Raw genomic sequence first — 17,817 nt, forward strand, 5'->3', positions numbered from 1 at the left:
GGTGGCTGGCGCGCTCTGCTGGGGATCGGCGCGTTGTCGATTCGTTGATGCGTCAAAGAAGTGTAATGTGGCGTATCGAGAATGTCAGGCCAAGTTTTATCGCGAATCGGACATTCGTGTGACGGATCGGCCGGTGCGGGCTTTTTTGGACAGGTATAACGCTGGCGGCGCGTCGGCCGCTTCGGCGGCGGCCGCGCTGGGGCCGGGTGGTGGTTTACCGGACTCAAGAAACGGCGGTGGCGGCCGTAGAACGACCCAATGACAACAGGCGCGCCGCGTCCGACGCCGGCTACCCGCCGGACAGGGCGCAGGACGCGCGGCATGGCCAGCCGTCGCGGGAACGCCGGACCGACCTTTCCGGCAGCGTGATCAATACGGGGATAGATCGATGAAAGCAGCATCTTTGCATCCACAGCCGGGTGCGGCCGCCGCCGCACCCGACGTTGCCGCCGGTCGCGCCGCTCGGCGTGCGCGCGCGGCGCGTCGCACGCGTCGGCCGTGGACCGTCAAGGCGACGTTGCGCGCCGCATTCGCGATCCTGCTGGCCGGCACGCTCGCGATCGGCGTGTTTTCGCTGTGGCAGATCAGCCGGCTGAACGCGTCGATCGCGTCGGTCTACGAGCAGGGGCACGTCGCGAGCCGGGCGGCCGAGGAAGTCCGCGCCGAAGTGCTGCGGGCGAGCCGCGCGCAGAAGATGCTGCTGACCGCGACCACCGCGAAGGAGCGCGACGAACTCGGCGCCGACGTGAGCGCGGGGCTTGCGTCGATCGGCCAGGCGCTCGGCACGCTGCAGCGCTATGCCGATCCGGCCGATGCCGGCGATTCTGCGCGGCTGCACGCCTTCTCGACGGCGGTCGGCACGTGGAGCACGCATCTGCGCGATTTCGTCACGCTGGTGCGCGCGCAGCCGCTCGACCTGTCGCAGATGAACTGGCAGGTCGGCACGCAGGACGTGTCGCTGCTGGTCGAAACCGGCAAGCTCGAAAAACTCGTCGCCGAACTCGTGAAGACGCGCGGCGAGAAGTCGAAGGCGACGCTCGATGCGTCCGCGACCATTTTTTCGTCGTCGTTCGCGATGATCGCGGCGATGACGGCCGCGCTGATCGTGCTGGCCGTCGCGATCGCCGAGCGCGTCGTGCGACGCCTCGCGTCGCAGCTCGGCGGCGAGCCCGCGCTCGCGAAGGAGATTGCCGCGGACATCGCGCGCGGCGACCTGACGCGGCCGATCACGCTCGCTCGCCACGACCGCGACAGCATGGTGCGCGCGCTGGCCGAGATGCAGACGGGGCTCGCGGCAACCGTGGGCGAGATCGCGGTGAGCGCCGAGGCCATCGCGGCCGCGTCCGGCGAGATCTCGACCGGCAACCTCGACCTGTCGCGGCGCACCGAGCAGCAGGCCGTCGCGCTCGAACGCACCGCGGCCAGCATGGAGCAGCTCACGTCGACCGTGCGGCAGAACGCCGAGAACGCGCGGCAGGCGAGCACGCTCGCGGCCAATGCGTCGGCGGTCGCGGAGACGGGCGGGGAAGTTGTCGGGCGCGTGGTCGCGACGATGAGCGAGATCGACGACAGCGCGAAGAACATTCGCGACATCATCGGCACGATCGAGGGGATCGCGTTCCAGACCAACATTCTCGCGTTGAACGCGGCGGTCGAGGCCGCGCGTGCCGGCGAGCAGGGGCGCGGCTTCTCGGTGGTCGCCGGCGAGGTGCGATTGCTCGCGCAGCGCTCGGCGACCGCGGCCAAGGAGATTCGGGAACTGATCGGCGCGTCGGTCGAGCGCGTGGCGAACGGCGCGGCGCTCGCGCACGACGCGGGCCGTACGATGGGCGACGTGGTACGCGCGGTGAAGCGCGTGACCGACATCATCGGCGAGATTTCGGCGGCGTCGGACGAGCAGAGCGCGGGGATCGACGAGATCGGCCGCGCGGTCACGCAGATGGATGCCGGCACCCAGCAGAACGCGGCGCTCGTCGAACAGGCGGCGGCCGCCGCGAACGCGCTCGACGAGCAGGCGCAGGCATTGAAGGCGCTGGTCGGGCGCTTCCGCATCGCCGCCTGAGCGCGCGGCGCGCGCCGGCGCTTACGACTTCTTCTGCTTGTCGGGGTCGATGATGACCGTGCAGGTCGTGCCCGCCGACAGCACCACGTCGGCCGGCACTTCGTCGATCTTGATGCGCACCGGCACGCGCTGCGCGAGGCGCACCCAGTTGAAGGTCGGGTTCACGTCCGCGACGAGGTCGCGGCTTTGCGGGTTGTCGCGATCGTAGATGCCGCGCGAGATGCTCTCGACGTGGCCCTTCATCACGCCGCCGCTCATCAGCCGCATTTCGGCCGGTGCGCCGATCTTCACGCGCGGCAGCTTGGTTTCCTCGAAGTAGCCGTAGACCCAGAACGAGTGGCTGTCGACGATCGCGAGCTTCGCCTGGCCGGCCACCGCGTAGTTGCCCTTGAAGGTCTGCAGGTTCGTGATGTAGCCGTCGACCGGCGCGACGACGCGCGTGCGTGCGAGGTTCAGCTTCGCGGCGTCGAGCGCGGCGATGGCCTGCTGATACTGCGCGTCGGCGCTCGACGCGCTGTGCGCCGCATTCTCGCGGTTTTCCTTCGACACGACGAGCGCATCGAGGTCCGCGCGGCGGGCCGCGTCGTCACGGCGCATCTGCAGTTCCGCGCGACGGGCGGCCACCGCCGCCTGCGCCTGCTCGACCGCGATCTGGTAATGCGACGGATCGATCTGCATGATCAGGTCGCCCTTCTTCACGAGCTGGTTGTCATGCACGGGCAGCTCGACGATCGCGCCCGACACGTCCGGCGCGACGTTGACGATCTCAGCGCGCACGCGCCCGTCGCGTGTCCACGGATCGTCCATGTAGTGCACCCACAGCGAGCGCCCGATCAGGATCGCGACGAGAAGGATGACGGCGGTCGCGACGAAGCCGAAGAGTTTTCTGAGAATCATGATGGTTCGGAATCAACGGTAAACGGCAAGACTCAGTCCGCCGCAAATGCAGACGAGAAGGCAGGCCCGGAACAGCGACGGGTGCCAGACGAGACGGTAGAGGCCCGTATAGGCGAGCAGGCGGTCGACAGCCCAGGTCGCGATCGCGCCGAGGACGAACATCAGCACCACCGTGGGCATGTAGGCATCGAGAATGGCGATTTCACGCGGCATCATGACGAGGCTCCTGGTTGGGGACGCACGGGGCGGTTGCGGTTGAGCGGCTCGAGCGGCGATTCCGGGTCGAGCAGCGCGGTCCGCACGAAATGCAGGTGGCTCAGGATGCGCTGCAGCCGGTGGCGCTCTTCGCGCGACGGCTCGAACGCATCCAGCGTTTGCCGGGTCGCGTCGATCGCCGCATTGGTCGCGGCGAGCGTCGCGTCGAAACGCGCGGCGCTCGGCCGGGTGAACAGCGCCGACAGTGCGCTGCGCATCGTCTCGATCGCGCGCCGCCACGGCATCGCGGGCGCATAGCGCGGGTCGGACGGCAGCATCGCGAGCTCGTGACGCAGGTCGATCGTCGCGTTGCCGGTTTCGAGCACCGCGAACATCCAGCGCAGCGCGTCGCGCTGCACGTCGGGCTGGTCGGCCGACAGCGTGTGCGCCTGGTACATCAGGTCGCGCGCGCCGCTTTCGAAGCGCGTGCGCAGGCCCGCGAGCCGCGCGTGGCCGGCCGCGACGGCCTGGTGGCGCAGGTCCGCGAACAGCCGCTTCTTGAGCCACGGCGCGGTCGGCGGGAACAGCACCGCGAACGCGATCGCCGACGCCAGCATCGACAGCACGAGCGCGAGCGAATCGTTCATGAAGCCGGTCGGGTCGTAGTGCGTGATGTTGTCCGGGCCGGCGAGGAAGCTGAAGAAGATCAGGTAGCCCATCCCGTAGCCGGCGAGCTTCGGCTTCAGCGTCATGAAGATGCCGATCGCGAGCAGCGGCGCGAGCGCGACGCACAGCAGCGGAAAGCCGTCGATGTGCGGATAGATCCCGAACGTCAGCAGGAAGCCGGTGCAGACGGCGAGCGCCGTGCCCATGCCCATCTGCGCGGACATCGCGGTCGGGCGCGGCGTCGACGACGCGAGCGCGCAGGTGGCCGCCGCGGTCAGCGTGAGCGTCACGCCGCTCGGCCACGCGGTCTCGATCCAGAACCAGCCGAGCACGAGGATCACGGTTGCCGTGCGGATCGCCGCGATCACCATCGCCGTCGCGTTGGTGCGCGGCTCGTAGCGCTCGATCCAGCGTTCGCGTTCGTGCGTCGCGCTCGACAGCGACGCGTAGGTGGCCGCGTACTCGTGCAGGTCGGTGATGAAGCGGTACAGCAGTTCGGCGGCGGTATCGAAGTCGAGCAGCGGAAAGTCCGGCTGCGTTTCGAGCGCGGCGCGGGTCGCGCGGATGCGGCGCGGCAGCGCGTCGCGCCACGCGAGCAGTTGCGCGGCCGCATGGCCCGCGTCGGCCGACGTGCGCACCGGTTCGCCGGCAGGGGTCAGCAGCAGCGGCGCGATCTCGCGAAAGTACGGTTCGATCGCGTCGATCGCGGCCTGCGCGCCGGCCGCATGCAGCCGGTTCATCAACTGGTGCAGCGCATGAAACCGGCTCGACGCGCTCATGAACTCGCTGTTCAGCCGCGCAAGGCGGCCGCTGCGCATCCGCGTGTCCGGATCCTCGAACACGGCCATGCTGCGCGCGGCCTCGAACCCGACCACGTCGGCGACGAAACGCGTATGGATGGTTTCGATATGCGCGCGGTCGAGCTGGCCCGACAGCGCCGCCGCGACGTAGTCGACGAAGCTGCCGAAGCGCTTGCGCACCGTCGTGCGCATCTGCTCGCCGGTGGTCTGCGGAAACACGAGCGCGCTGACCACGCCGGCCGACACGATCCCGACCATGATTTCGGCCACGCGCGTCATCGCGCTCATGAACGCGCCGTCCGGGTGCTGCGACGCGGGCAGCCCGATCAGCGCGGTCGTGTAGCCGGCCAGCAGGAAGCCGTAGCTGCGGAAGTTGCGGTTGCGCGCGGCGCCGGCCGTGCACAGGGCGACCCACAGCGCGACCGCCAGCAGGAACAGCTGCGGCTGCTGCGGGAACAGCCCGACGAACGTGAGCGTCGCGATCAGCCCGAAGATCGTGCCGGCGACGCGGTAGAAGCTTTTTGCGAGCACCGCGCCGCTTTGCGGCTGCATCACGATGAACACGGTCGTCATCGCCGTTTTCGGCGCGGGCAGGTCGAGCCGCATCGACACGCCGGTCGCGATGAACGCGGCGAGCAGCGCCTTGAACAGGTAGAGCCACGCGGCGCCGTCGGTGCGGGCCCAGTCGCCGAACGCGGCATACCAGGCCGCGAACGGACCGCCGGCGGGCGTGGAAGCGGGGGAGGAGGCAGACATGGCGACGCTCCGCGTTACCGTGCGGCCGGCACGCCGGACGCGCCGGTGGTGGCGGCTTCCGCGGGCCGGGCGACCGCTGCCGCGGACTTCGTGCCCGGCACGGCAACCGCGGCGGCGGCTTCGTCCTTCGGCACGTCGCTGCCCGTCTCGACCCCACCCCCGAGCGCCGCCATCAACTGTGCATGCGCGGCGAGGCGTTCCGCGTCGATGCGGGCGGCCGTCTCCTGCGCGCGCAGCAGTTGCTGTTGCGCGACCAGCACGTTCACGTAATCGGTCAGCCCGCGGCGGAAGCCTTCGCGCGACAGTTGATAGCTGCGATTGTTGGCCGCCACCGAGCGCGCGGCGTCCTTCTTCTGCGTATCGAGCGAGCGGATCCGCACGACCTGGTCGGCGATGTCCTTGAGCGCGCCGACGATCGTCTGGTTGTAGCGCTCGACCGCCTGGTCGTAGCCGGCATTCGCGGCGCCCAACTGCGCACGCAGCCGGCCGCCTTCGAAGATCGGCAGCGACAGCGCGGGGCCGGCCGTCCAGCCGCCGTTCATCGCGCGCAGGAAGTCGGTGAACGGCGCGGTCACGCCGAAGCCGCCGACCGTCGCGAGCAGGTCGATGTTCGGGTAGAACGACGCCTTCGCGACGTCGATGCCGCGTGCCTGCGCGTCGACCGTCCAGCGCGCCGCGACGACGTCGGGGCGGCGGCCGAGCAGGTCGGCCGGCATCGCCGACGGCAGGCCGGCCGGCGCGTCGAGCGCAAGCTGCGGCCGCTTGATCGCGTCGCCGGCGCCCGGGCCCTTGCCGGCCAATGCGGCGAGCTGATGGCGCGCGAGCTGGATCGCTTCTTCATAGCTGTCGATCTGGCGCTCGTAGTCGGGCAGCGTCGATTCCGCCTGGCTCACGTCGAGCTGCGTGCCGAGGCCGGCCTGCAGCCGCTTGCGCGCGAGATCCGCGAGCGAGCGCTGGCGTTCGAACGTCTCGTGCGCGAGATCCAGCAGCGCGTAGTTCATCGACATGCCGACATACGCGCGCACGACGTTGACTTCGAGTTCGAGCTTCGCCGCCCGTGCGTCGGCGGCGGTCGCATGCGCGGTGTCGAGCGCCCGCTCGGTCGCGTTCTTGTCCTTGCCCCACAGATCGAGGTGGTACGACAGGCCGAGCGAGCCGGTATTGTTCCAGGTGTCGGCGTTCGCGAGCGGGCCCGGGCCGTAGTACACGTTGTCCGGCCAGTGCTGGCGCATCAGCGACAGGTTGCCGTTGATCTGCGGCAGTTCGGCCGAACGGGCGACGCGCGCCATTGCCTGCGCTTCGCGCACGCGGGCCTCGGCGGCCGCGAGGGTCGGGTTGCCGGCCTGGGCGGCGGCAATCCACGCATCGAGCTGCGGATCGCGGTACGCGCGCCACCAGTCGGCGGCGGGCCAGCCCGCGTCGCGGTCGGCGGCGCGGATGGCCGCGCCGGCGTCGAGTGCGTTCGCTTCGATGCGAGTGGACTGGGGTTTGTTGTCGCCCATGCTCGCGCAACCGGCCATTATTAATGAGACTGCAAGAACCGCCAGTGCGAGCGTCCCTTTTGTCGCCGGAGACTGCACGATTTTCTCCCTTTCGGATATAGATGAGTCGGAGGCGATTATATTTTTCAGTGATTCCTGAATAAATGGACAACGGTGCAAGTCATTTTTACGAATCCTGAGATAATATTTGTTGGACCCTGTGCAACAATCCCTCCGGATTCACACGGGTAATGGGATGGATACGTTACAAAACATGCGGGTATTCGTCCGCGTGGTCGACGCGGGCAGCTTTACCGCGGCCGCCCAGCAGATGAATTCGACCACCGCCTACGCGTCGCGCGCGGTCTCGGATCTCGAGGCCCACCTGCGCACGCGTCTCCTGAACCGCACGACGCGCCGGATCGCGCTGACCGAGGCCGGCGAGCGTTATCTGCAGCGCTGCGAACAGATCCTCGCTTACGTCGACCAGGCCGAAGCCGAGGCGGGCGACGCGCACGCGCGCCCGTCCGGCAAGCTGAAGGTCCATTGCTTCACGAGCCTCGGCCAGCACTATCTGGTGCCGGCCATCGCGCGCTACCGCGAGCGCTATCCGGACGTGCACGTCGAGCTGACGCTCGCGCAGCGGATGCCCGACCTGCTCGACGAGGGGTACGACGTCGCGATCGTCGTCGGCCGCGACCTGCCCGATTCGGGGCTCGTGTCGCAGCGGCTCGGCGAGAGCTACAGCGTCGTCTGCGCATCGCCGGGCTACGTCGAGTCGCACGGCGTGCCGCAGCGGCCGGCCGATCTCGCACAGCACGTGTGCCTGGGGATGGTCGCGCCGGGCTTTCACTTCGACGAATGGGCGCTGGCGGGGCCGAACGGCGACGAGGTCGTGCCGATCACGGCGCCGCCGTTTCGCGTGAACGTCGCCGAGGCGCTCGCGGTGGCCGTGCGGGAGGGGATGGGCGTCGGCGGTCTGCCGCTCTATTCGGCGATCGGCTGGCTGCGTAGCGGGCACATCGTGCGCGTGATGCCCGAGTACCGGTCGCACGTGATGAACATCTACGCGCTGTATCCGTCGCGCCAGTACCTCGACGCGAAAATCCGCACCTGGGTCGATTTCCTGCGCGAAGAGCTGCCGCTCACGCTCGAAGCGGACGAAGCGGCGCTCGAGCAGTACACGCGTGCGACATGACAGCGCGGTCGACCGCAATCTGACGAGATTTGTCCTTCACGCAACATTTTTTTACGAACGTGTGTCAGACAGTTTGATACTGTTGGAATTAACGAGATACACCACACCGGAGTAGCGATGGATACGCACCTGATGATCGGCCTTGGCGTCCTGCTGGGCGCGGCTGCCGCCGCGGCGGCGACCCGCGACCTGCTGCGTGCGATGAAGGCGAAGGCGCAGATGAAGCCGGTGCCGGTCCGCGTGCGCGAGCCGCGCCGCCCCGACCGCTGATCCCGCCGTCACGTTTCGGACGGGCAAGGCCGCGCAACGCGGCCGCCCGGGCCGGCGCTCAGCCGAGCTCGACGACCTTGTCCCACGCGAACGCGGGGTTTTCCCGTTCGCCGGTGCGGCGATGAATGTAGCCGCGCGGATTGCACACCACGCGCGTGCCGCCGTCCGCAACGTAGTCGAATGACGTATGCGTGTGGCCGTGCAGCCACAGATCCACCGGCGGCCGTACCAGTTCCGCCATGTCCGTCACGAATCCCGCCGAAGCCAGATCGTCCGCATAGCGTTCCGCCAGCGAGCGCCGGTGCGGCGCATGATGGGTGACGACGATCGTCTTGCCCGCGAACGGCGCCGCCAGCTGCGTTTCCAGCCATGCACGGCCGTGCCGGTGCAGCGCGATCGCGTCGGCCGGCGCGAAATCCCGTTCCGGCTCGCCCGCTGCCGCATGCAGCGCCGCATCGTGCGGCCAGGTCACCTGGATCAATCCCTTGAAATCGAGCATCACGCGCAGCGCGGCGTCGATCGCGGCGGCCATGTCGGCTTCGTCCCGGCCGAACAGCGAAAAATCGCTCCAGAGCGTCGTGCCCAGCACGCGAAAGCGCTGGGCGGGATCGACGTAGACGCCGTTGTTCAGGTAATGCACGTTGTCGAGCGTATGCGCCGCGTCGCGCATCGCCGTCTCCAGCGCGCCGAATTCCCCGTCGTAGTACTCGTGGTTGCCCGGCACGTAGATCACCGGCACCGCCGGGTCGAACGTCTCGGCGGCCCAGCGCAGGCCTTCCGCGTGGTTGTGGATGTCGCCGGCCAGCACGACGAGATCCGCATCGGCGTGCGGGATCGCGTCGGGCAGGTTGCTTTCGAGGTGCAGGTCGGACAGGACGCGGATTTTCACGGGCTTGGCTCCGGAGTGGGCGGCTTCAGCGCAGGACCTTGCCGGGATTCATCAGGCCGCGCGGGTCGAGCGCGGTCTTCAGCGTGCGCATCAGCGTCGTTTCGACCGGCGACTTGTAGCGTTGCGCGTCGTCGATCTTCAACTGGCCGATGCCGTGCTCCGCGCTGATCGTGCCGTGGTGGCGGTGCACGTTGTCGTAGACGATCCGGTTGATCGGCGCCTGGAACGCGGCGAGGAACGCCTTCGCATCGCCGCCTTCGGGCATCTGCACGTTGTAGTGCAGGTTGCCGTCGCCGAGGTGGCCGAACGTGACCATGCGCGCGCCCGGCGCGGCTTGCTGGATCGCCGCGTCGGTCTCGTCGATGAAGCGTGCGATCGACGAGATCGGCACCGCGATGTCGTGCTTGATGTTGAGCCCTTCGTCGGCCTGCGCGAGCGGGATGTGCTCGCGCAGGTCCCAGAACGCACGCGACTGCGCGAGATTCTCCGCGACCACCGCGTCGACCACGAGCCCGGCCTCGAACGCTTCTTCCATCAGCTTCTCGAACAGCGCGCGCGCATGCGCTTCGCTTTCGTTGTCGGACAGCTCCAGCAGCACCGTTTGCGCGTGCGTCTGCGCGAACGGGTAGCGCAGTTGCGGATAATGCTTGCCGACCAGCTGCATGCAGAAATCCGACATCAGCTCGAAGCCGGTCAACAAAGGCCCGGCCGCGCGCTGCGCGAGCGCGAGGAAATCGAGCGCCGCGTGCGGCGACTCGAGCGCGGCCAGCGCCGTGACCTGCGCGGCCGGCAGCGGATGCAGCTTCATCACGGCCGCCGTGATGATCCCGAGCGTGCCTTCGGCGCCGATGAACAGGTCGCGCAGGTCGTAGCCGGTGTTGTCCTTGCGCAGTCCGCGCAGCCCGTCCCAGATCTCGCCCTGCGGCGTCACGACCTCGAGGCCGAGGCACAGCTCGCGCGCGTTGCCGTAGCGCAGCACCGCGGTGCCGCCCGCGTTGGTCGACAGGTTGCCGCCGATCGTGCAACTGCCTTCCGCCGCGAGGCTCAGCGCGAACAGCCGGCCGCCTTCGCGGGCGCGCGCCTGCACGTCGGCGAGGATCACGCCGGCTTCGACGGTGATCGTGTTGTTGTGCGGATCGAGCGCACGCACGCGGTTCAGGCGCGCGACGCTCAGCACGGCCTGGCTGCCGCTCGCATCGGGCGTCGCGCCGCCCGCGAGGCCCGTGTTGCCGCCCTGCGGCACGAGCGCGACGCCGTGCGCGTTGGCAAGCTTCACGAGCGCGGCGACTTCCGCCGTGTTCGCGGGCTTCAGCACCGCGCATGCGGCGCCCTTGTAGCGGCGGCGCCAGTCGGTCAGGAACGGTTCGGTATCGTGCGGATCGGTCAGCACGTGGTCGGCGCCGATCGCGTCGCGGCACGCGGAAACGAAAGCTTCGGAGGACATCATCACCTTGTCGCGTAAGGGTCAGGACGTGGCGCGCGGTTTTTTCGCCGCGCGCTTGAACGGCGCGACGTAAGCCAGCGCCGCCACGAAGAAGCCGACGGCGAGCGCGGTCTCGCACCAGCCGAGCGTCGCGGACAGCCCGCGATCGGACATGCCGCGCACGATGCCTTCGGCAAGATAGACGAGGACCAGCATGCTCGCCCATTGCATCGTATAGATGTTACGCCGCCAGACGCCGGGCAGCGCGAGTGCGAGCGGCACGGCCTTGAGCATCAGCGCGGAGCCGCCGGGGCGCAGCGGCGCGAGCCACAGCTCCCACGCGAGCGACAGGGCGATCAGCGCGACGAGACATGCGGCGGCGGCCAGCGCGTAGCGCGGCCGGGCCGCGACGGCGGGGCGGGCGGGGGCGTTCATGCCGCCTCGGCGGACCGGGCGCTGGCGAGCGCCGCGGCGGCGCGCGCGAGCCGTACGCCGAGCGCGGCCGCGAGCGCCTTCTCGTCCGCCGACAGCCCGCCCGACGCCGCGCGGTCGTGCTGCGCGACGTGCGATGCGCCGTACGGCGTGCCGCCGGTGCGCGTCGTGCTGAGGGCGGATTCGGTGTACGGGATCCCGACGATCATCATCCCGTGATGCAGCAGCGGCAGCATCATCGACAGCAGCGTCGATTCCTGGCCGCCGTGCAGGCTGCCGGTGGACGTGAACACGCTCGCCGGCTTGCCGGTCAGCGCGCCCGACAGCCATTGCGGCGTGGTGCCGTCGAGGAAATACTTGAGCGCGGCAGCCATGTTGCCGAAGCGGGTCGGCGAACCGAGCGCGAGGCCCGCGCATTCCTCGAGGTCGCGCAGTTCCGCGTACGGCGGGCCGTCGGCCGGGATGTCGGGGGCGGTGGCTTCGCAGACGGCCGACACGGGCGGCACGGTGCGGATGCGGGCCTGCATGCCCGGCACGCTGTCGATGCCGTTCGCGATCGCGAGCGCGAGATCGCGCGTGGCGCCGTGACGGCTGTAATAGAGGACGAGGATGTCTTTCATGGGCGACGGAGCCGCGTGCGGCCGCGCGCGTGCCCGGTGCAGTCGGCCCCTGCTGGAATCGAGCGGCTATTATAGGGGCTGAAGCCGTCGCGCAGCGCGGCGGCGGCGCGCCGTGACGCGCGCAGCATCAAGAAGGAGAAGCCGTTTGCCGAAGTTGAGCGTCGATCTCGACACCATCAAGCGCCTCGCGCAGTTCGCGGCCCGGCGCAGCGCCGAGGACCGGATCCCGCAGGTGGCGGGCAGCCTGACCTTCACGACGATGCTGGCCATCGTGCCGCTCGTGACGGTCGCGTTCGCACTGTTCACCGCGTTCCCGATGTTCGCGTCGTTCCAGATCTCGCTGCAGGGATTCCTCGCGGATCACCTGATGCCCGCGCAGTTCAACATCCAGATCTTCAAGTACCTGAACCAGTTCGCGTCGAAGGCCAAGGGGTTGACGACGGCCGGCCTGATCGTGCTCGTCGTCACGTCGGTGATGACGATGATGACGATCGAATCGGCGTTCAACCTGATCTGGCGCGTGCGCAAGCCGCGGCCGTTCGCGCAGCGCGTGCTCGCGTACTGGGCGCTGATCACGCTCGGGCCCTTGCTGTTCGGCGTGAGCCTGTCGATCTCGTCGTACCTGTTCACGCAGTCGCTCGCGTTCACCGGCGCGGGGCCGTCCACGTCGATCGTCGAGTGGCTGCTCGCGCTCGCGTCGCTGCCGTTGACGGTGCTCGCGTTCACGCTGCTGTACGTGTACCTGCCGAACTGCGCGGTCGCATGGCGCGACGCGGTGATCGGCGGGCTGTTCGCGGCCATCGCGTTCGAACTCGCGAAGCGCGGCTTCGGCTACTACGTGCGGCGCATTCCGACCTATACGGCCGTGTACGGCGCGTTCGCGGCGCTGCCGGTGTTCCTGCTGTGGGTGTATTTGAGCTGGTTCATCGCGCTGCTCGGCGCGATGGTGGCGTCGGCGCTGCCGGCGATTCGCGTCGGGCAATTCCACCGCATCCACTATCCGGGCAGCGACCTGCTCGACGCGCTCGAGCTGCTCGCGCGGCTGGCCGAAGCGCGCGCGGCCGGCAAGCGCGGCTACACGGCGATGCGGCTCGCGACGATGCTGCGCTGCGACATGGAAACCGCGCAGCGGTTGCTGACAACGATGGAGGAGCGCGAATGGGTCGCGCGGCTCGATGCCGGCGGCGAGAGCACGCCGCGCTACATCCTGCTCGCGAATCCGGAGCAGTTGACGCTCGCGCAGTTGTTCGACGTGCTGGTGATCGATCGCACCGAGCTGACCTACCAACTCCAGCGACGCCGCAGCCACGTCGACGGGGCCGCGCTGCTCGACGTGCTGTCGAACGACCGGTTCGACGTGACGCTCGCGTCGCTGATCGCCGCGCACCGGCTGGCGGGCGCGCACCCGGCCGGCAGCGCCGGTCCGGCGCCGGGCGTGGCCGATCCGCACGCGCGACCGCCGCGGCCTGCCTGAAGGCGGGCCCGGCGGCTACAGCGGGATCTTGCCGGTGCAGATGTCCTTGAACATCACCCAGTCGCCCATCAGGCTGTAGATCGGGTGCCGGAACGTGGCCGGGCGGTTCTTCTCGAAGAAGAAGTGCCCGACCCACGCGAACCCGTAGCCGCAGACGACCGCGGCCGGCAGCCACAGCCAGTAGCCGGTCGCGACCGCCATCGCCACGCAGCCGATCACGCCGAGCGAGCCGATGAAGTGCAGCCGCCGCGACGTGAGATTCTGGTGCTCGTTCAGGTAATACGGGTAGAAATCAGCGAAGCTGGCGAATTGCTCCGTATGCGTATGCGCCATGGCCGTCTCCTCGGGCCGCTGTTCATGCGGCCATTGTGCGGCCGGCGGCCGGCGTCCGCAAGCGGCGGCGGGCCGCCGCGCCGGCCCGTGCTTTCCTTTTGACAGGCTTTCCGATAGGATCGAAAGAGATTTTGCATTCAAGCATGAGGGGACTACGATGCGCGTCAGCGATATTCTGAAAGTGAAGGGCAACACGCTGTTTACGGTGACGCCCGATAAGCCGCTGCGCGAAGCGGTCGATACGATGGCCGAACACGACATCGGTTCGCTCGTCGTGATGGAGTACGGCGATCTCGTCGGCATGCTGACGTTTCGCGAGATCATCCTGCGCCTGCACGTGAACGGCGGCGCGATCGGCGACGTGCAGGTGCGCAAGGTGATGGACGAGCCGCTCACCTGCACGCCGGAAACGGACGTCAACGAAGTGCGCCGGATGATGCTCGAGCGTCACGCACGCTACATGCCGGTGCTCGACAAGAAGGTGCTGATGGGCGTCATTTCGTTCTACGACGTCGCGAAGACGGTCGTCGAGGCGCAGAGCTTCGAGAACCGGATGCTGAAGGCGTACATCCGCGACTGGCCGGAATCGGAAGCCGAAGCGCACAAACCGTGAATCGCGTCGCGCCCGGCACGTCGATGCATGGGCGCCGCCATCCGGCACGCGGCGGCGCAGGCATGTCCTGCGCCGCCGTTTTTTCAACGACAACACGAGGCCCGCGCAGCATCGCCCAGACGACGCGCGCGCATTCCGCATGAGCGATCACACGCAAGCCACTTCGGGGCGGCGCGACGAACGGCGCGCCCACGCATCGCAGTTCGACCTGCTGCGCGAGCGCCGCTTCGCGCCGTTCTTCACGACCCAGTTCCTCGGCGCGCTGAACGACAACGTCTTCAAGATCGGGTTCACGTCGCTCGTCACATATCACACCGCGCGGTTCTCCGGCGTCGATGCGAAGACGGCCGCATTCCTGATTTCCGCGATCTTCATCCTGCCGTTCGTGCTGTTCTCGGCGACGTCCGGCCAGATCGCCGACAAATACGACAAGGCGACCCTCACGCGCTTCGTGAAGACCTTCGAGATCGTGCTGATGCTGGTCGGCGCGGCCGGCTTCGTCACGCACAGCGCGACGCTGCTGTATCTGTGCACGTTCATGATGGGGATGCACTCGACGCTGTTCGGACCCGTCAAGTATTCGTACCTGCCGCAGCATCTCGGTGAGCACGAGCTGGTCGGCGGCAACGGGCTCGTCGAGATGGGTACGTTCATCGCGATCCTGATCGGCACGATCATCGGCGGCGCGGCGGCCGGCATCGAAGGCAGCGGCGAGCGCGTGCTCGCGGTGAGCGTCGTCGTCATCGCGCTGGCGGGGCGGCTCGTCGCGCAGCGCGTGCCGTCGACGCCCGCGCCGCAGCCGGACCTCGTGATCAACTGGAACCCGATCAGCGAGACCTGGCGTAACCTCGGGCTCGCGCGCCAGAACCGCACGGTGTTCCTGAGCCTGCTCGGCATCTCGTGGCTGTGGTTCGTCGGCGCGACGTTCCTCACGTCGTTCTTCAATTTCGCGAAGGACGTGCTGTCCGCGAGCCCCGACGTCGTCACGATCCTGCTCGCGACGTTCTCGGTCGGCATCGGCCTCGGTTCGCTCCTGTGCGAGCGGCTGTCGCAGCGGCGCGTCGAGATCGGCCTCGTGCCGCTCGGCTCGATCGGCATCAGCGTGTTCGCGATCGAACTGTATTTCGCGAGCCACGCGCTGCCGTCACCCGGCCATCTGCTGTCGGTCGGCGAATTCCTGGCCGGCGCGCGCCACTGGCGCATCCTTGCCGACCTGTTCCTGCTCGCGATGTTCGGCGGTTTCTACAGCGTGCCGCTGTACGCGCTGATCCAGAGCCGCAGCGCGCCGACGCACCGCGCGCGGATCATCGCCGCGAACAACATCCTGAACGCGCTGTTCATGATCCTGTCGGCCGTGATGGCGATGGGGTTGACCAAGGCCGGGGTCGACATTCCGGGGCTGTTCCTCGTCACTGCGCTATTGAACGTCGTAGTCGCGACGTATATCTACCTGCTCGTGCCCGAGTTCCTGCTGCGCTTCGTCGCGTGGGTGCTCGTACATACGTTCTACCGGATCCGCCTCGTGCACGCGGAACGGATTCCGGCGGAAGGGGCGGCGGTGCTCGTGTGCAATCACGTCAGCTACGTCGATGCGCTCGTGCTGGCCGCCGCGAGCCCGCGGCCGATTCGCTTCGTGATGGATCACCGGATCTTCAAGACGCGTTTCGCGAGCTGGGTATTCCGGCATGCGAAGGCGATCCCGATCGCGCCGCGCCACGAGGATCCCGCGATGCTCGCGCGGGCGTACGACCTGTGCGAGGCCGCGCTGAAGGACGGCGAGCTCGTGTGCATCTTCCCCGAGGGCAAGCTGACGAAGACGGGCGACATCAACACGTTCCATCACGGCATCACCGAGATCCTGAGCCGCACGCCGGCGCCGGTGATCCCGATGGCGCTGCGCGGGCTGTGGGGCAGCTATTTTTCGCGACATGCCGATGCGCGGATGCCGCGACCCATCAAGCGCGGCGTGATGAGCCGGCTGACGCTCGCGGTCGGCGAACCGATCCCGGCGTCGGTGGCGACGCCCGAGGCGCTGCAGGCGGCGGTGACCGAGCTGCGCGGCGCGCGGAAGTAGACGCTGGGCCGCATTGTGCGGTCCCGACACTTAGTGGCACGAGCGGTGCCGCTTGCATGATCCAATGAGCATTTGTCGGGGCTCCTTCGACCGCGGAGCATGATCCACGGCGGACCGGATGTCCCGAACCGCTGGGACGACTGGCATAATATAGGCACTCTTATATTCCACGACTCCACGACTTCCAAAATATAAGTCTGTTTATATTTCGACAGACGATGTATTGGTTTGTCTAATTCTCTTTGGGCGGTTCCATCATGTCCGGCAATACCCTCGGCACGCTTTTCACTGTCACGACCTTCGGCGAATCGCACGGTCCCGCGATCGGCTGCGTGATCGACGGCTGCCCGCCGGGGATGGGGCTGACCGAAGCCGACATCCAGGTCGAGCTCGACCGCCGCAAGCCGGGCACGTCGCGGCACGTGACGCAGCGGCAGGAGGCCGACGAGGTCGAGATCCTGTCGGGCGTGTTCGAGGGCGTGACGACCGGCACGCCGATCGCGCTGCTGATCCGCAACACCGACCAGCGCAGCAAGGATTACGGCAACATCGTCGAGACGTTCCGTCCCGGCCACGCGGACTACACCTACTGGCAGAAATACGGCATCCGCGACTACCGCGGCGGCGGCCGCTCGTCCGCGCGCCTGACCGCGCCGATCGTCGGCGCCGGCGCGGTCGCGAAGAAGTGGCTGCGCGAGCGCTTCGGGGTCGAGGTGCGCGGCTACATGAGCGGCCTCGGCGAAATCGACGTGCCGTTCGTCGACTGGTCGCACGTGCACGAGAACCCGTTCTTCTCGCCGAATGCGGCCGTCGTGCCGGAGCTCGAAGCGTACATGGATGCGCTGCGCAAGGAGGGCGATTCGATCGGCGCGCGCATCGACGTCGTCGCGTCGGGCGTGCCGGTCGGCTGGGGCGAGCCGGTGTTCGACCGGCTCGATGCCGATATCGCGAAGGCGATGATGAGCATCAACGCGGTGAAGGGCGTCGAGATCGGCGCGGGCTTCGACAGCGTCGCGCAGCGCGGCTCGGTGCACGGCGACGAACTGACGCCGGCCGGTTTCGTCGGCAACCACGCGGGCGGTGTGCTCGGCGGGATTTCGACGGGGCAGGACATCACCGTGTCGATCGCGATCAAGCCGACGTCGAGCATCCGCACGCCGCGCCGCTCGATCACGAAGTCCGGCGAAGAGGCGACCGTCGAAACCTTCGGTCGCCACGATCCGTGCGTCGGCATTCGCGCGACGCCGATCGCGGAATCGATGCTCGCGCTGGTGCTGATCGACCATGCGTTGCGCCATCGTGCGCAGTGCGGCGACGTCGAGACGCCGACGCCGAAGATCGCCGGCAGCGCGACCTGATACAAAGCAGGGGAGGCGCGGAGGCGCCTCGCCTGGTGGCCTCCCCAGCATGCAAAACGGGGCGCTGCTTCAAGCAGCGCCCCGTTTCGTTTGTGGCGGTGTGCCATGTCCCAAAAAAACGCGCCGCTCGTGGCGGCGCGTTCCGGCAGGTTACATGTTCGGGTAATTCGGCCCGCCGCCGCCTTCCGGCGTGACCCACACGATGTTCTGCGTCGGGTCCTTGATGTCGCAGGTCTTGCAGTGCACGCAATTCTGCGCGTTGATCACGAGGCGCTC

The 17,817-nt window shown here is 68.3% G+C and carries 17 protein-coding genes; 7 read left to right on the forward strand and 10 right to left on the reverse strand.

Annotation, left to right across the window (positions count from 1 at the left end; translation table 11 throughout):
- The first annotated feature begins 388 nt into the window (after positions 1-388).
- The gene (locus H0X90_RS06680) at positions 389-2,062 is read left to right on the forward strand and encodes a methyl-accepting chemotaxis protein (protein WP_060210699.1); all 1,674 of its coding nucleotides are present in this window, start codon (positions 389-391) and stop codon (positions 2,060-2,062) included.
- A gap of 21 nt (positions 2,063-2,083) precedes the next feature.
- On the opposite strand, the gene H0X90_RS06685 is transcribed toward H0X90_RS06680, so the two are convergent.
- The 4 genes from H0X90_RS06685 to H0X90_RS06700 are packed head-to-tail and all read right to left on the reverse strand — an operon-like array spanning position 2,084 to position 6,956.
- Complete coding sequence (locus tag H0X90_RS06685; RefSeq protein ID WP_006490438.1) at positions 2,084-2,959, reverse strand: HlyD family secretion protein; 876 nt, start codon at positions 2,957-2,959, stop codon at positions 2,084-2,086.
- A gap of 12 nt (positions 2,960-2,971) precedes the next feature.
- Entirely contained in the window at positions 2,972-3,175 is a 204-nt protein-coding gene (locus H0X90_RS06690) for a DUF1656 domain-containing protein (RefSeq protein ID WP_006476212.1), read from the reverse strand.
- Entirely contained in the window at positions 3,172-5,376 is a 2,205-nt protein-coding gene (locus tag H0X90_RS06695; RefSeq protein WP_006490436.1) for an FUSC family protein, read from the reverse strand. Before H0X90_RS06695 ends, H0X90_RS06690 begins: the two co-directional genes overlap by 4 nt.
- Positions 5,377-5,390: 14 nt before the next feature.
- Positions 5,391-6,956, reverse strand: coding sequence for an efflux transporter outer membrane subunit (locus tag H0X90_RS06700; protein WP_059721329.1), 1,566 nt, complete (start codon positions 6,954-6,956; stop codon positions 5,391-5,393).
- Positions 6,957-7,113: 157 nt separating this feature from the next.
- Here H0X90_RS06700 and H0X90_RS06705 point away from each other — a divergent pair, with 157 nt between their 5' ends.
- Complete coding sequence (locus tag H0X90_RS06705) at positions 7,114-8,055, forward strand: LysR family transcriptional regulator (protein ID WP_006485634.1); 942 nt, start codon at positions 7,114-7,116, stop codon at positions 8,053-8,055.
- 117 nt (positions 8,056-8,172) lie between these two features.
- Entirely contained in the window at positions 8,173-8,325 is a 153-nt protein-coding gene (locus H0X90_RS06710; RefSeq protein ID WP_006497745.1) for a hypothetical protein, read from the forward strand.
- A gap of 58 nt (positions 8,326-8,383) precedes the next feature.
- On the opposite strand, the gene H0X90_RS06715 is transcribed toward H0X90_RS06710, so the two are convergent.
- The 4 genes from H0X90_RS06715 to wrbA are packed head-to-tail and all read right to left on the reverse strand — an operon-like array spanning position 8,384 to position 11,689.
- Positions 8,384-9,214 (reverse strand): metallophosphoesterase, encoded by an 831-nt coding sequence (locus tag H0X90_RS06715; protein WP_006485635.1) that lies wholly within the window; start codon positions 9,212-9,214, stop codon positions 8,384-8,386.
- A gap of 25 nt (positions 9,215-9,239) precedes the next feature.
- Positions 9,240-10,661: an FAD-binding oxidoreductase gene (locus H0X90_RS06720; protein WP_034200667.1), complete on the reverse strand. Its 1,422-nt coding sequence runs from the start codon at positions 10,659-10,661 to the stop codon at positions 9,240-9,242.
- 18 nt (positions 10,662-10,679) lie between these two features.
- On the reverse strand, positions 10,680-11,072 hold the full coding sequence (locus H0X90_RS06725; protein ID WP_006497741.1) for a DUF2069 domain-containing protein: 393 nt from the start codon (positions 11,070-11,072) through the stop codon (positions 10,680-10,682).
- Complete coding sequence (wrbA, locus tag H0X90_RS06730; RefSeq protein WP_012492548.1) at positions 11,069-11,689, reverse strand: NAD(P)H:quinone oxidoreductase; 621 nt, start codon at positions 11,687-11,689, stop codon at positions 11,069-11,071. Before wrbA ends, H0X90_RS06725 begins: the two co-directional genes overlap by 4 nt.
- A 145-nt stretch (positions 11,690-11,834) precedes the next feature.
- Between wrbA and H0X90_RS06735 the strand changes: the two genes are divergently transcribed.
- A complete protein-coding gene (locus H0X90_RS06735) occupies positions 11,835-13,163 on the forward strand; it encodes a YihY family inner membrane protein (RefSeq protein ID WP_034200666.1) in 1,329 nt (442 codons plus the stop codon).
- 15 nt (positions 13,164-13,178) lie between these two features.
- Here the strand turns inward: H0X90_RS06735 and H0X90_RS06740 are convergent, their stop codons facing one another.
- Positions 13,179-13,496 carry an Mpo1-like protein gene (locus H0X90_RS06740; RefSeq protein ID WP_006488510.1) on the reverse strand — a complete coding sequence of 106 codons (318 nt, stop codon included), beginning with the start codon at positions 13,494-13,496 and terminating at the stop codon, positions 13,179-13,181.
- A gap of 157 nt (positions 13,497-13,653) precedes the next feature.
- On the opposite strand from H0X90_RS06740, the gene H0X90_RS06745 reads away from it, so the two are divergent.
- From H0X90_RS06745 to aroC, 3 genes are all read left to right on the forward strand, one after another.
- Complete coding sequence (locus H0X90_RS06745; protein ID WP_006488504.1) at positions 13,654-14,109, forward strand: CBS domain-containing protein; 456 nt, start codon at positions 13,654-13,656, stop codon at positions 14,107-14,109.
- Between the two features lie 139 nt (positions 14,110-14,248).
- Positions 14,249-16,183: an MFS transporter gene (locus tag H0X90_RS06750; protein ID WP_006497738.1), complete on the forward strand. Its 1,935-nt coding sequence runs from the start codon at positions 14,249-14,251 to the stop codon at positions 16,181-16,183.
- Positions 16,184-16,440: 257 nt separating this feature from the next.
- Positions 16,441-17,541, forward strand: coding sequence for a chorismate synthase (aroC, locus tag H0X90_RS06755; RefSeq protein ID WP_006488506.1), 1,101 nt, complete (start codon positions 16,441-16,443; stop codon positions 17,539-17,541).
- Positions 17,542-17,691: 150 nt separating this feature from the next.
- Here the strand turns inward: aroC and H0X90_RS06760 are convergent.
- Positions 17,692-17,817, reverse strand: a 126-nt coding sequence (locus H0X90_RS06760; protein ID WP_141718689.1) for a 4Fe-4S dicluster domain-containing protein, incomplete at its 5' end; no start/stop codon positions are given.

Source organism: Burkholderia sp. 9775_39 (assembly GCF_015712225.1).
GTDB lineage: Bacteria > Pseudomonadota > Gammaproteobacteria > Burkholderiales > Burkholderiaceae > Burkholderia > Burkholderia cenocepacia.